We start from the raw sequence: 13792 nt of genomic DNA on the forward strand, positions 1-13792 counted from the left end.
TCTCGGATGCGGGCATGGAAGACCGCAAACGGCAGGGGTACTTCTGATGACAACGCTTTTGCGGCTCGCGACCGCGGTCTCGGCGATGACCTCGTCCACCGTGGCGGCCTGCGATTCCACGCATCCGGTGCACGTGACGTCGCCGACGGTGCGGAAACGCACCGTCGTCTCGAACACCGGCTCGTCGTCACCCGGTTGCATGTTGCGGTCCACCGCCAGCAGCATGCCGTCGCGACGAAATACCTTGCGCCGGTGCGCGTAATAGATCGACGGCAGCGCGATGTTTTCGGCGCCGATGTAGGACCAGATGTCGAACTCGGTCCAGTTGGACAACGGGAACACCCGGATGTGCTCGCCCTTGTGGTGGCGGCCGTTGTAGAGGTTCCACAGCTCGGGCCGCTGCGCCTTGGGATCCCATTGGCCGAACTCGTCGCGGAAGCTGAAGACGCGTTCCTTGGCGCGGGCCTTCTCCTCGTCGCGGCGCGCTCCGCCGAAGGCGGCGTCGAACTTGTTCTCCCGGATGGCGCGCAGCAGGGTCACGGTCTGGATCGAGTTCCGCCCCTGGCGTGGCTCGACGACCCGCCCGGCGTCGATGTCCTCCTGGACCGAGGCGATCACCAGGCGAACACCGTGCTCGGCGACCAACTCGTCGCGGGTGGCGATCACCTCGTCGAAGTTGTGCCCCGTGTCGACGTGCACCACCGGGAAGGGCAACCGCCCGGGGCGGAACGCCCGCAGCGCCAGGTGCAGCATGACGATGGAATCCTTGCCGCCCGAGAACAGCAGCACCGGCCGCTCGAACTCCGCGGCCACCTCCCGGATGATGTGGATCGCCTCTGCCTCCAGCGAGCGCAGATGGCTCAACTCGTATTGCCCGGCGGCGGGGGCCACCTTCAGATCACCGGTCATAGCTTCCTTCATTAAACCTGGCAGAACTGACCAACTTTGGCACTTTAACAAAATATAAGACCAGTTCCCGTTGGCGCTGTCAACCGCGGGCCGACGAGCCGACGCCTGGTGGCGCGCGCGGCGGCCACCGGACACATCGCGTCAAGAGGCGCGGCGGTACTTTTGCCGCCGGTGACGGGTGCGAAAGCATGGACGGATGACTGCCACCCCTCAACCCGCCGGACCAGCCACACCGAGCGGTCGCGACGTCATCGCGCAGTTCCTCCCCCAGTCCCCCTTCGTGGTCAAGCTGGGCATCGTTGCCGACCGCCTCGAGGACGACGAGGTGCGGCTGCGACTGCCCTGGGACCCGTCCAACGTGACCATCGGTGACATGGTCCACGGCGGCGCCATCGCCACGCTCGCCGATCTCACCGTCATGGCGGCGGCATGGTGCGGAGCGCAGGCGCCGCCCGAATTGCGGGGCGTGACGGTCTCCATGGCGCTGGACTTCATGGCCCCGGCCCGGGCCACCGACGTCATCGGCGTCGGCCGAGTGCTGCGGCGCGGCCGCTCGCTGGTCAACTGCGAGGCCGAGATCATCGACCCGCAGGGGACGCTGGTCGCCAAGGCGCTGGCGACCTACAAGGTCGGCTGACCGGCTAGAGCGTCACCTCGTCGAGCTTGCCGGTGGCCACGTCGAACACGAATCCGCGCGCGGAGACGTGCTTGGTGACGAACGGGCTGGCCTCCAGGCGGCGCAGCGACTGCCGGACGTCCTCGGCGAGGTCGGCGAACGCCTCGGCCGCCCACCCGGGCTTGATGCCCGTCTCCTCCTGGATGCTGCGCTTGAAGTCGTCATCGGTGAAGGTGAGCATGCCGCAGTCGGTGTGGTGGATCAGGATGATCTCCCGCGTTCCCAGCAACCGCTGGCTGATGGCCAGCGAGCGGATGACGTCGTCGGTGACGACCCCGCCGGCGTTGCGGATGACGTGGGCCTCCCCCTCGTTGAGGCCGAGGATGCGATAGACATCGAGCCGGGCGTCCATGCACGCGACGACCGCGACATGTTTGCCCGGCGGCATCGGCAGTGGCCCTTCGAAGGTGCTCGCATATTCGGCGTTGTTGGCCAGGTAATCATCGGTAACCGTCACGCAAGCCTCCTTGGGAGTGTCGCGGCCCGAAACGTGCGCGTTTGCTGCACGGCCTCGGTGCCGCGGTGGATCCTAACAACCGATCACACGCGATTCACCGGTGAGAATCAACCGGATCGAAAGCGACCGAGTGCACCGGACGCCGCAACGCGCGACGCCGTGCTGCCGGCTCGATAGCCTGTCCCAATGCAACGTGGGGTGTGCGGACGGGCATGACTCGATTTCTGGCACGCCGGTTGCTCAACTACGTTGTGCTGCTGGCGCTGGCATCGTTTCTCACGTTTTGCCTGACGTCGGTGGCCTTCAGGCCACTCGACAGCCTGCTGCAGCGCAGCCCGCGGCCGCCGCAGGCCGTGATTGACGCCAAGGCCCACACACTCGGCTTGGACGAGGCGATACCGATCCGCTACGCGCACTGGGCATCGCACGCCGTGCGCGGCGACTTCGGCAAAACGGTCACCGGGCAGCCAGTCGGGACCACGCTTTGGCGTCGCGTCGGAGTCACCCTGCGCCTGCTCGTCATCGGTTCACTGGCGGGCACCGCGCTGGGCATCGCGGCCGGGGCGTGGGGCGCGATTCGGCAGTATCGACTCAGCGACCGCGTCGTCACCCTGGTGGCGCTGCTGGTGCTCAGCACGCCGACGTTCGTGATCGCCAGCCTGCTGATCCTCGGTGCGCTGCGGGTGAACTGGGCGCTGGGCGTTCACGTCTTCGACTACACCGGGGAGACCTCACCGGGGGTCACCGGCGGGGCCGGTGCGCAGCTGCTCGACCGGTTGCGCCACTTGGTCCTACCGTCGCTGACCCTGGCGCTGGCCGCCGCGGCCGGCTACAGCCGATACCAACGCAACGCGATGCTCGACGTCCTCGGCCAGGACTTCATTCGCACCGCGCGCGCCAAAGGGCTGACCCGCCGGCGCGCGCTGGTCAAGCATGGGCTGCGGACCGCCCTGATCCCGCTGGCCACCCTGTTCGCCTACGGGGTGGCGGGCCTGGTCACCGGAGCGGTGTTCGTGGAGAAGATCTTCGGCTGGCACGGCATGGGCGAATGGCTGGTGGCCGGCATCGCGACGCAGGACACCAACATCATCGCGGCGATCACCCTGTTCTCCGGGGCGGTGGTGTTGCTGGCCGGGCTGCTCTCGGACGTGTTCTACGCGGCCCTTGATCCGCGGGTGCGGGTGTCATGACCTCTGAGACGAATGCCGATGGCGCCCATGGGTTTTCGGGCCACGAAGTCGCGGATTTCACCTCACGGCGCACCCTGGTGCTACGGCGGTTCGGTCGCAACCGGTTCGCGGTGGCGTCGCTGGCGTTGCTGGTCCTGTTGTTCGTCGGCTGCTACGCGCTGCCCGCGGTGCTGCCGTACTCCTATGAGGACCTTGATTTCACCGCGCTGTTGGCGCCGCCGAACGCGCGGCACTGGCTGGGCACCAACGCGCTGGGTCAGGACCTGTTGGCGCAGATCCTGCGCGGCATGCAGAAATCGATGCTGATCGGCGTCTGCGTCGCGGTGATCTCCACTGGCATCGCCGCCACCGTCGGGGCGATCTCCGGCTATTTCGGTGGCTGGCGCGACCGCGCCTTGATGTGGGTGGTCGACCTGCTGTTGGTGGTGCCCAGCTTCATCCTCATCGCCATCGTGACGCCGCGAATCAAGAACTCGGCCAACGTGTTGATGCTGGTGCTGCTGCTGGCCGGGTTCGGGTGGATGGTCAGCTCACGCATGGTGCGCGGCATGACCATGAGTTTGCGTGAACGCGAATTCATCCGGGCCGCACGGTATATGGGGGTATCGAGCAGTCGCATCATCCTCGGCCACGTGGTGCCGAACGTGGCTTCCATCCTGATCATCGACGCCGCGCTCAACGTCGCCTCGGCCATCCTGGCCGAAACCGGCCTGAGCTTCCTCGGTTTCGGTATCCAGCCGCCGGACGTGTCGCTGGGAACGTTGATCGCCAACGGAACCCAATCGGCGACCACCTTTCCGTGGGTGTTTCTGTTTCCGGCGGGCGTGCTGGTGCTGATCCTGGTGTGCGCCAACCTCACCGGCGACGGACTGCGCGACGCGCTCGACCCCGGCAGCGCGGGGCTGCGGGGTGGGGGCGGATGAGCGCGCTGCTCGAGGTGACCGACCTGGCGGTCACCTTCGGAGCCGGCGGCGCGCCGGTGACCGCGGTGCGCGGCATCAGCTATCGCATCGAACCGGGAGAGGTCGTCGCGATGGTCGGCGAATCCGGTTCGGGGAAGTCCGTTTCGGCGATGGCGGCCATCGGACTGTTGCCCGAGTACGCGCGGGTGCGCGGCTCGGTCCGGTTGCACGGCACCGAGCTGCTTGGCCTCGGCGACGACGCCATGTCGCGGTTTCGCGGCAAGACGGTCGGCATGGTGTTCCAGGACCCGATGTCGGCGCTGACGCCGGTCTACACCGTCGGCGATCAGATCGCCGAGGCGATCGAGATCCATCAGCCGCGGGCGGGCAAGAAGGCCGCCCGCCGGCGCGCGGTGGAACTGCTCGAACTAGTGGGAATCGCCCAGCCGGAACGGCGCGCCCGAGCGTTTCCCCATGAGCTGTCCGGCGGTGAGCGGCAACGGGTGGTGATCGCGATCGCGATCGCCAACGACCCCGACCTGTTGATCTGCGACGAGCCGACCACCGCGCTGGATGTCACGGTGCAGGCGCAGATCCTCGAGGTGCTCAAGACGGCCCGCGACATCACCGGCGCCGGGGTGCTGATCATCACCCACGACCTCGGTGTGGTCGCCGAGTTCGCCGACCGGGCGTTGGTGATGTACGCCGGGCGGGTCGTCGAATCCGCTTCCGTGCGTGACCTTTACCGGGACCGGCGGATGCCCTACACCGTCGGGCTGCTGGGTTCGGTGCCGCGACTGGACGCCGCTCAGGGCACCCGGCTGGTGCCGATCCCCGGCGCGCCGCCGTCGCTGGCCGGCCTGGATCCCGGCTGCCCGTTCGCGCCGCGCTGCCCGCTGGCCATCGACGAATGCCGGCTCGAGGAGCCGGAATTGCTTGCCGTCGGCACCGATCACCGGGCGGCCTGCATCCGCACCGAGCAAGTCGACGGCCGAAGCGCCGCGGACATCTACGGCGTGAGCACCGAAGCCCACCAAGCGGAATCGGCCGACGGCTCGGTGGTCGTCGCGGTGCGCGACCTGACCAAGACCTACCGGCTGACCAAGGGCGTGTTGCGCCGCAGCGCCGGCGAGGTCCGCGCGGTCGACGGCGTCAGTTTCGAGCTGCGGCAGGGCCGCACCCTGGGCATCGTCGGTGAGTCGGGTTCGGGCAAGTCGACCACTCTGCACGAGATCCTGGAACTCACCGGCCCCCAGTCGGGTTCGATCGAAGTGCTGGGCACCGATGTCACCACGTTGAGCACGGCGCGCAGGCGAGCGCTGCGGCGCGACATCCAGGTCGTGTTCCAAGACCCGATCGCGTCGCTGGATCCGCGGCTACCGGTGTCCGAGTTGCTGGCGGAACCCCTGCGGGCCAATGGGTTCGACAAAGGTCGCACCAACCTGCGCGTCGCCGAGCTGCTGGACATCGTGGGTCTGCGCCGCGCCGACGCGGTCCGTTACCCCGCCGAATTCTCCGGCGGCCAGAAGCAGCGCATCGGCATCGCCCGCGCGCTGGCACTGCAGCCGAAGATCCTGGCGCTCGACGAACCGGTGTCCGCGCTCGACGTATCCATCCAGGCCGGGATAATCAATTTGTTGCTGGACCTGCAAGAGCGGTTCGGCCTATCTTATCTGTTTGTCTCCCATGATCTTTCGGTCGTCAAACACCTGGCTCACGACGTCGTGGTGATGTATGCCGGCGCCATCGTGGAGCAGGGTGACAGCCGGCAGGTCTTCGCCGATCCGCAACACGAATACACCCGGCGGCTGCTGAACGCGGTGCCGCAACCGGATCCGGGCAGACGTGCCTAGCCGGGCGGTCCTGGCGCGTCGGGGGATCCGCTGCGCGGCAGCGTGTTTCGCGATGATGCTGGCAATCTCGGGTTGCTCGCCGGCCGTCAGCCTGATTCCCGAAACGGGCCAGAACGCGCAGATCGGCTCCACGAGCGACCTCAACCCGCACAATCCGGCCACTCTGCAAGACGGCGGCGACCTGCGACTGGCGCTCACCGACTTTCCACCGAACTTCAACATCTTGCACATCGACGGCAATTCGGCCGACGTCTCGGCGATGATGAAGGCCACCCTGCCGCGGGCATTCATCATCGGCCCCGACGGCTCCACGACGGTCGACACCGACTACTTCACCAGCATCGAGCTCACCGGCACTGCGCCACAGGTGGTTACGTACACGATCAACCCCAAGGCGGTGTGGTCGGACGGCACGCCGATCACCTGGGCGGACATCGCCAGCCAGATCCACGCCCTGAGCGGTGTCGACAAGACCTTCGAGATCGCCGGACCAAGCGGTGCGGACCGCGTCGCCTCGGTGACCCGGGGCGTCGACGACCGGCAGGCCATCATGACCTTCGCCAAGCCCTACGCCGAATGGCGCGGCATGTTCGCCGGCAACGGAATGCTGCTGCCCAAGAACATGACGGCCACCCCGGAGGCATTCAACAAGGGCCAGCTGGACGGTCCCGGACCGTCGGCCGGACCGTTCGTCGTCTCGTCGTTGGATCGGACCACCCAGCGGATCGTGTTGAGCCGCAACCCGAAATGGTGGGGCGCGCGGCCCCGGCTGGACACCATCACCTATCTGGTGCTCGACGATGCCGCGCGGCTACCGGCGCTGCAGAACAACACGATCGACGCCACCGGGGTCGGCACCGTCGATCAGCTGACCATCGCCCAGCGCACCAAGGGGATCTCGATCCGGCGCGCGCCCGCGCCGGCGTGGTCTCACTTCACGTTCAACGGCGCCCCGGGCTCGATCCTGTCCGACCGGGCGCTGCGCGTCGCGGTCGCCAAGGGCATCGATCGGCAGACCATCGCCAAGGTCGTCCAGTACGGCCTGACCACTAACCCGGTGGCGCTGGGCAACCACATCTATGTCGCGGGGCAGCAGGGCTATCAAGACAACAGCGCGGTCGTTCCCTACGACCCGGCCGCGGCCAGCCGGGAGCTCGACGCGTTGGGCTGGAAGCGGACCGGCCAGTTCCGCGAGAAGGACGGCCGACAGCTGGTCATCCGCGATTTGTTCTACGACGCCCAGGGCAGCCGGCAGTTCGCCCAGATCGCCCAGCACAGCCTGGCCCAGATCGGGGTCAAGCTCGAGCTCGTCTCCCGTTCCGGCAGCGGCTTTTTCACCAACTACATCAACGTCGGGGCGTTTGATATGGCCCAGTTCGGTTGGCTCGGCGACGCCTTCCCGCTCTCGGCGCTGACCCAGATCTACAAGTCGGACGGGGAAAGCAATTTCGGCAAGATCGGCAGCGAACAGATCGACGCCGCCATCGAAAGCACCCTGGAAGAACTCGACCCGGCCAAGGCGCGGGCGCTGGCCAACGATCTCGACAAGCTCATCTGGGCCGAGGGATTCAGCCTTCCGCTGACGCAGTCGCCCGGGGATGTCGCGGTGCGCGGCACGCTGGCCAATTTCGGTGCGGCCGGTCTTGCCGACCTCGACTACACCGCCATCGGGTTCACGCGGAATTGAGCCGCCGGCGCAGCCGATTCGGGATCGGCAGCGCGCCCTCGACGACGGCCGCCGCTCCGAGCGCCTTCCACAGCAGTCGCACCTCGGGGCGCGGGGGCAGCGCGTCCAGCGCCGACGCCCGCGCGGCAAGCCCTTTCAGGTCGCCACGCCGAACCGCGTCGGCAGTGGCGAGCGCGACGGGCTCGCGAAAGTCCAGCGCGCTGTGCGCCATGCTCGGCAGGCTCAACAGCACCGCATTGGGTAGCAGCGACGCCACGCGCTGGGCGACCGCCGGTGGGGTGATGAGATCCCGCCTACCGGAAACCACCGCGGTGGGCCAGTCGAAATTCGGCATCTCGGTCGGCAGGTCATAGGGCTCGTCCTCGAAAGTGACTCGCTGCGTGCGCGTTTTGCTTTCCGCCACGGCGGGGTCGAGCGGCAGCCCGTCGGGTTCGGCCGCATAGTCCAGTTCGCGGAACGCGATGCGGCTTACCAGGTCTTCCTCGTAGCGAAACGGCAGGTTGCCCAGGGTGGTGAACCGGGACAGCGCCCACCACAGTAACTTTCGGCCATCGAGTAGCAGGTCGAGTTGCCGTTCGAGCAGGTCGGCCCCGCCGTAACCGTAAATCGTCGCCACGACCTGTGTCGCCGCCGCATCCATGATCCCGGCGTCGACCAGCTTGCGCATTTTGGGTGCCACTGAAGCGGTTTCGGGGCTGTCCCCCTTCAGCAGCAGCCGGCGAATCGCGCGGCGCACGATCACGATGTCGTGCCGGGACAGCAACGGCGAATCGAGCACCATGCCCCGCACCCGCTGCGGATGCCGCACCCCGACTCCGGCGGCGATATAGGTGCCGTACGAGGCGCCATAAATGACCGCCGACTGCGCTTGCGCGTCGTCGAGCACCGCGGCCACGTCATCGACCACCTGGTTCACGGTCATAGATTGCGGGGGCAGATCGGCGCCCGAGTCGTCGTGCCGCGACATCCCCACCCCGCGGTGTTCGACCATGATGACGTCGAGGCCGGCAGCCGCTGCGCGCCGCCGCAGTCCCTTGTACATCTGCACCGACGCCACGCCCGGACCCCCGGGGATGATGACCACCGGACTGGAAGACTTGCGGCCGGCGCGCACGTAGTACAGATCGAACTCTTCGGCGCTGTGCGGTGAGATCGGCCGGCGCACGGGTCGCACGCCGGGCAGTTCCGCCAGCTTCTGCTGCACCCGGCTGCGCTTCGCGTTCATCGTCATTCGCGTGGCCCCACCATGTTCCCATTCTGCAGGCGAGGCGCCGACATGGCATCGAACAGTTCTGACCAGCAGTTTCGGCCTCGGCCGGCCGCGTGGGCTAAGCGCTGAGATCGATGCGGTGCGCGCCCTTGACACCGTCGTAGCGGTCAGGGCTGCAGGTCAGCACGATCACCTGCCCGTGGGTTCCCACGGTGTCGAACAGCTCGCCCATCTTGGTCAAGCGATCCGGGTCGGTGAAACCGAGCGCGTCGTCGACCACCACCGGGACGGCGTCCTCCTTGGCGACCAGGGCCGCGCCGGCCAGCCGGGCCAAGATGCCGAGCTGCTCCTTGGCCCCGCCGGACAGGGATTCGTACGGCACCGTGATGCCGTTCAGTGTGCGGCTGCGGATGCACAGGTCGCTGTCGATGTCGACCTCGAAGCTGGGGCCGAACACCGGGCGCCCGAGTCGCTGCAGTTCCGCACGATAGGGCTCGACATATCGACGGCGGGTGGTGTCGCGGTGGCGCGTCATCACCGAGCGCAGCAGTTGCGCCGCCCGCGCGCGGCCGCCCACCTGGGTGTGCTCGCTGGCGGCGTGCTCACGCTCCGTCTGTGCGGCGTCGAGCTTACCCTGGCGTCCCTCACTGCCGAACACCGAGAGTTCTATGGTGATCTCGCGCAATGCGCGCGCGGCTCCTTCGTAGCGCTCGCGCAGCGAGTCGGCTTCCTCTGTCGCGTCGGCCAATTCGCTGGCGACCGCATCGGGCGCGGCCGCGGCCAGCGCTTCGGCGACTTCGGTGACACGTTGCTGGGCGGCCTGCGCCGCGCTGCGCGCCGTGTCCGCCGAGGCCGCGAGTTCCGCATCGCCGGCGGATGCCCGCTCGGCCGTCAGCCGGCCGGCGGCGGCGTTCAGCTCGGCGCGCTGCGTCGCCAAGGTGTTCTGCAGAACGGTTGCGCGCGTGGATAACTCGGCGAGCGCAGTAGCCGCTCTGGCAGCGGCCTGACGGCGAGCCTCGTACTCGGTCGACGCGTCCTCGCGGGCCTGAAGCACCGCGGTGAGTTCGGCGCGTGCGGCCCCGATGTCCACGGGGGCGGCACTTGTCTCGGCGGGGTGTGCGGCGCGCAGCTGGGTGAGCCGCGATCGCAGCTCCTCGATCCGCTCTTCACCGCACAGGCCGGCCAGGGTGGCGCCGAGTTGATCACGGGTGCTCTGCAGCTCGCGGCGACGTTGGTCGGCGGATCGTGCGGCGTCGAGGTCGGCCACCTCGCCGGCCGCCAGCGCTGCGACCAACTCCTGCTGTGCCGCAGCGTGTTTGGCGTGCACGTCCAGTGTGTTCGCGCCCGGGGTGACCCGGGCGGTCAGGACGCCGGGGACCGTCACCTCGGTGGGTCCGGCGGCGGTGGTCGTCCAGCTCTGCCCGGCCGGCAGCGAGACCTGCCGGCCGCCGACGATGAGTTGAATGTCCGCCGCCGCGGTGAGTTCGATGGCCGCCGAGGTCAGCGCCAACTGGTCGCCGGTGCGGTCGACGGCGGCCGCGGCGTCCTCGATGCGGCGCAGCACCGCCTCGGTGACCGCGATGGTGGTGAGCTCGGCGCCGATCCGCTCGCGATCCCGCTCGATGGCGTCGATCCTGGCCAACCTGGCGGTCAGCCGGTCGGCCTCTTCGCGGTCGGCGAGCCGGTCGACCGTGCACCGCGCGGAGTCGGCCCGGCGGTGCAGCTCGGCCAGGGCCTCGGTGGCCTGGTGCAGCGCGGCGTCGGACGCTTCGGCCTCCGCATGCGCCGCGGCCTGGGCGGCGGCGGCTTCTTCGGCCTGCGCTTGCGTTTCGGCCACAGCCTCGGCGCGCGTGTCGATTTCGGCCAGCAGTTGCCGGCGTGCGGTGTGGGCGCCGCCCGCGGCGGTGGCGGTGGCGACCGCGGCGTCGGCGACCAGCTGGGCTTCGCGCTGCTGCGCGGTGAGCGCGGCGACGTTATCGGCGGCTTCCTGCGCGGCGGCCACCCGCGGGCCGGCGGCGATCCGTTGCTGGGAGAGGTCGGCGACCTGCTGGGTCAACACGGCGTGGCGGGCCACCCGCTCGTCGACCTCGGCGACCGCGGCCGCGCACTCGGCAACCGCGGCCTCGGCGTCGGCCAGCCGAGCGATCGCGGCGGCCCACTCGCCTGTAGGGCGTCCGGTCGGGGTGAAGTAACGCCCGTATTCGGCGTCGATGCGTTCGATGAGCAATGGCTCGGTGCCGCACAACCCTCCGCTGTCGCCGGCGGCGACATCGAGCGCGCGGGACAGCGCGTCGCACCCGGACAAATCCACCGCGGCGGTCGACGCGGACTGCAGCACCCGCTGGGCATGCCACAGGTCGCTGTCCACCGTCTCGGCCAGCATCGCCCGGACCCGCTCGTGGGCTTCGTCACCGGTCAGCTGTTCGCGGCACGGCCGGATGACCGTCAGCTCGGTCTCACACTTCTTGTGAAACCGCTTGCGGTAGACGAAACGGTAAGGGCCGCAGCTTATTTCGGCGGACACCTCGGAGCCGACGTCGCTGTGGGTGGGCTTGACCTGTTTGACTTCCTTCTTCGTCGAACGGTCCCGGGCCTCCAACAGCAGGTCCAGGGCTTCGATCATCGACGACTTGCCGATCTCGTTCGCGCCACACACCACCACGACGCCGTGATCGGGGAATTCGATGTCCCGGTGCGAAATCCCGCGGTAGTTGGTCAGGATCAGCCGGTGCAGCTTCACGCCGCACCCCGGTCGGTGAGGCGCAGCAGCAGCGCCAGCGCGGCCTGCGCGTCCACGGCGGTGGCGGAGTCCTCCTCGCGCGCCGTCGCCACCAGCTCTTCGACCGCTGCGGCGGCGAAACCTCCGATGCCCAGATCGCTGAACTCGCCGTCGGCCGGGATCACCGCCAGGTCGGTGTGGCTGTCCCACGTGCGCAGGTGGCCGAATAGCCGTGCGTATTTGTCCAGGCAGGCGTCCAGCGCGGCGCGGTCGGTGACCGTCAGCGAACCGGTCAGCGCCAGGCGCACCACGGTCCGGTCCTTCTCGGTCATCAGGTCGAGGTTCAAGTCGAGATCGGCGATGTCACGGCTGGAGTCGACCTGTCGGCGCAAAGTGACGAACCGCCAGCTTCCGACGTGTCGCGGCGTCACGGACACCGCGCGTTGCGGGTCGGCCTCGTCGACGTCGACGATCAGGACATGGCCTGGGTCGGCTTCCACGTCGTCGAAGTTGGTGACCTCCGGGGAGCCGGAATACCAGACCCGGCCGCTGTCGCCGACCCGGGTGAGCGAGTGCTTGTCCCCGAGCGCCACGTAGTGCACCGCGCCGCGCGACAGCGCGTCGTCAACGGTGGCGAGCCGGATCAGCGAGGGCTTGTCCCGATCGGGATCCAGGACGTCCACGCCGCCGTGCGCCACCAGGATCCGGGTGCCCGCGGCAGCGGGCAGGTCGTCGAGGACGTCGGCGACCAGGTCGGTGGTCGGGACCTTCGACCGCCACGGCGCGGCGACGATTTCCAGCCCGGGACGCACCTGGTGCACGCCGGCCCGGTCGAGCACCACGACGTTGTCGGGACGCTCGGAGGTGAACAGCGCGCTGCTGTACACCGACGAGGCGTCGAGGGGATCGTGGTTGCCCGGCAGCAGGTACACCGGAATTCCGATGGCGCGCATGGCTTCCAGGGACTGCCCGATGACCTTGGGCGGAAGCTGATTGTGTTCGAAGACGTCGCCCGACACCACGACGAACTCGGCGCCCACCTCGGCCGCCAGGGCGCCCAGACCGGAAACCGCGTCGCGGCGAGCCGCCGAATACCGCGGCTGGGCGTCACCGGCGAGGAAGTGCCGGGTCATGCCCAACTGCCAGTCGGCGGTGTGCAGGAATCGCATGCCGGCGACCCCCTTTCGAAGTGCGTGTTTACCTGGGCATCGAGAGTTTAGGTCTGCGCACCGACAAGACGCGGGACCTCAATCGGCAGGTCTTGGTCCGAGAAATCCGGCGAGATCGTCTGGGCCTGTGCTGCGCGCCGAGCCGGAGCGGTCGCGAATTCTAAATGAATTGCGCGAGTGCGAATCTATGGCGATTTCTCGGCCGATTTTGTCGGTGGGTGCCGTTAGTTTGGCGGTGTGGGTGATGAGCAGGATGTCGAGGCGGCGTTCGACGCGCTCGATGCCGCCTGGGATCAGGTCTGCGCGCTGAACGTCGACGCCCTGAAGCCCCGGCAACAGTTGGCGGTGTTGGCGCGCTGCGAAAAGCAGCGCCGGCGCATCCCGGCCGTCGAGCACCCCGTGATCAATTCCCTGGCCCGCCAAGCACCCTCGGTCGAACTCGGCGCCACAGCAGTCCACGCCATCGCCGAGGCGACCCTGATCAGCCGCGCTGAAGCCGCCCGCCGCCTCAACGAAGCACGCGATCTGGGCCCACGCCACGGCCTGACCGGCGAACCGCTGGGCCCGATGCTGCCCGCCACCGCCGCCGGACAACGCGACGGCACCCTGGGCGCGGGCCAGGTCGCGGTGATCCGCAAGTTCTACCACCAGCTGCCCGGCTGGATCGACATGCCGACCCGCGAGCGGGCCGAAGCGCGGCTGGCCACCGAGGGCAGCCGGTTTCGCCCCGAACAACTCGCCGGGCTGGCCCGCACCCTGGCCGACTGCCTCAACCCCGACGGCACCTACACCGACGACGACCGCGCGCGGGCGCGTGGTCTGACCCTGGGCAATCAGCAGGCCGACGGCATGTCGCCGTTGCGCGGCTGGCTCACCCCCGAAGCCCGCGCCACCCTGGAAGCCGTCCTAGCCAAACTCGCCGCCCCCGGCATGTGCAACCCCCACGACGACACCCCGTGTGTGGACGGCGCACCCACCCAAGACGCCATCGAGCGCGACCCACGCTCGGCCGCCCAACGC

General features: G+C 68.7%; 11 protein-coding genes. 6 read left to right on the forward strand and 5 right to left on the reverse strand.

Translation table 11 applies throughout. The features are described from left to right. Positions 1–921, reverse strand: a 921-nt coding sequence (gene cysD, locus A9W96_RS22670; RefSeq protein WP_231999807.1) for a sulfate adenylyltransferase subunit CysD, incomplete at its 3' end; no start/stop codon positions are given. Positions 922–1105: 184 nt separating this feature from the next. Here cysD and A9W96_RS22675 point away from each other — a divergent pair. Continuing rightward, positions 1106–1546, forward strand: coding sequence for a PaaI family thioesterase (locus A9W96_RS22675; protein ID WP_066876296.1), 441 nt, complete (start codon positions 1106–1108; stop codon positions 1544–1546). Positions 1547–1550: 4 nt separating this feature from the next. On the opposite strand, the gene A9W96_RS22680 is transcribed toward A9W96_RS22675, so the two are convergent. Next, positions 1551–2042: a carbonic anhydrase gene (locus A9W96_RS22680; RefSeq protein WP_066873558.1), complete on the reverse strand. Its 492-nt coding sequence runs from the start codon at positions 2040–2042 to the stop codon at positions 1551–1553. A 212-nt stretch (positions 2043–2254) separates the two neighbouring features. Here A9W96_RS22680 and A9W96_RS22685 point away from each other — a divergent pair, with 212 nt between their 5' ends. Genes A9W96_RS22685 through A9W96_RS33445 form a run of 4 tightly spaced genes read left to right on the forward strand, consistent with a single transcriptional unit; the run spans position 2255 to position 7674 of the window. Further along, on the forward strand, positions 2255–3232 hold the full coding sequence (locus A9W96_RS22685; RefSeq protein ID WP_066873628.1) for an ABC transporter permease: 978 nt from the start codon (positions 2255–2257) through the stop codon (positions 3230–3232). Further along, on the forward strand, positions 3229–4155 hold the full coding sequence (locus tag A9W96_RS22690; RefSeq protein ID WP_066873555.1) for an ABC transporter permease: 927 nt from the start codon (positions 3229–3231) through the stop codon (positions 4153–4155). Before A9W96_RS22685 ends, A9W96_RS22690 begins: the two co-directional genes overlap by 4 nt. Beyond that, on the forward strand, positions 4152–5987 hold the full coding sequence (locus A9W96_RS33440; protein WP_067143239.1) for an ABC transporter ATP-binding protein: 1836 nt from the start codon (positions 4152–4154) through the stop codon (positions 5985–5987). Before A9W96_RS22690 ends, A9W96_RS33440 begins: the two co-directional genes overlap by 4 nt. A 52-nt stretch (positions 5988–6039) precedes the next feature. Then, positions 6040–7674 carry an ABC transporter family substrate-binding protein gene (locus A9W96_RS33445; protein ID WP_197499609.1) on the forward strand — a complete coding sequence of 545 codons (1635 nt, stop codon included), beginning with the start codon at positions 6040–6042 and terminating at the stop codon, positions 7672–7674. Here A9W96_RS33445 and A9W96_RS22705 read toward each other — a convergent pair. The 3 genes from A9W96_RS22705 to A9W96_RS22715 form a co-directional block, all read right to left on the reverse strand. Further along, positions 7661–8905 (reverse strand): alpha/beta hydrolase, encoded by a 1245-nt coding sequence (locus A9W96_RS22705; RefSeq protein ID WP_066873549.1) that lies wholly within the window; start codon positions 8903–8905, stop codon positions 7661–7663. The genes A9W96_RS33445 and A9W96_RS22705 overlap by 14 nt on opposite strands. A 97-nt stretch (positions 8906–9002) precedes the next feature. After that, positions 9003–11624 (reverse strand): AAA family ATPase, encoded by a 2622-nt coding sequence (locus A9W96_RS22710; protein WP_067143241.1) that lies wholly within the window; start codon positions 11622–11624, stop codon positions 9003–9005. Further along, positions 11621–12772, reverse strand: coding sequence for an exonuclease SbcCD subunit D (locus A9W96_RS22715; protein WP_067143244.1), 1152 nt, complete (start codon positions 12770–12772; stop codon positions 11621–11623). The genes A9W96_RS22710 and A9W96_RS22715 overlap by 4 nt, the downstream gene beginning before the upstream one ends. A 237-nt stretch (positions 12773–13009) precedes the next feature. Between A9W96_RS22715 and A9W96_RS22720 the strand changes: the two genes are divergently transcribed. Further along, positions 13010–13792: DUF222 domain-containing protein (locus A9W96_RS22720; RefSeq protein ID WP_156765374.1), on the forward strand; the 783-nt coding region annotated here is incomplete at its 3' end.

The organism is Mycobacterium sp. 1245852.3 (assembly GCF_001669335.1).
In the GTDB taxonomy this organism is placed as follows: Bacteria; Actinomycetota; Actinomycetes; order Mycobacteriales; family Mycobacteriaceae; genus Mycobacterium; species Mycobacterium europaeum_A.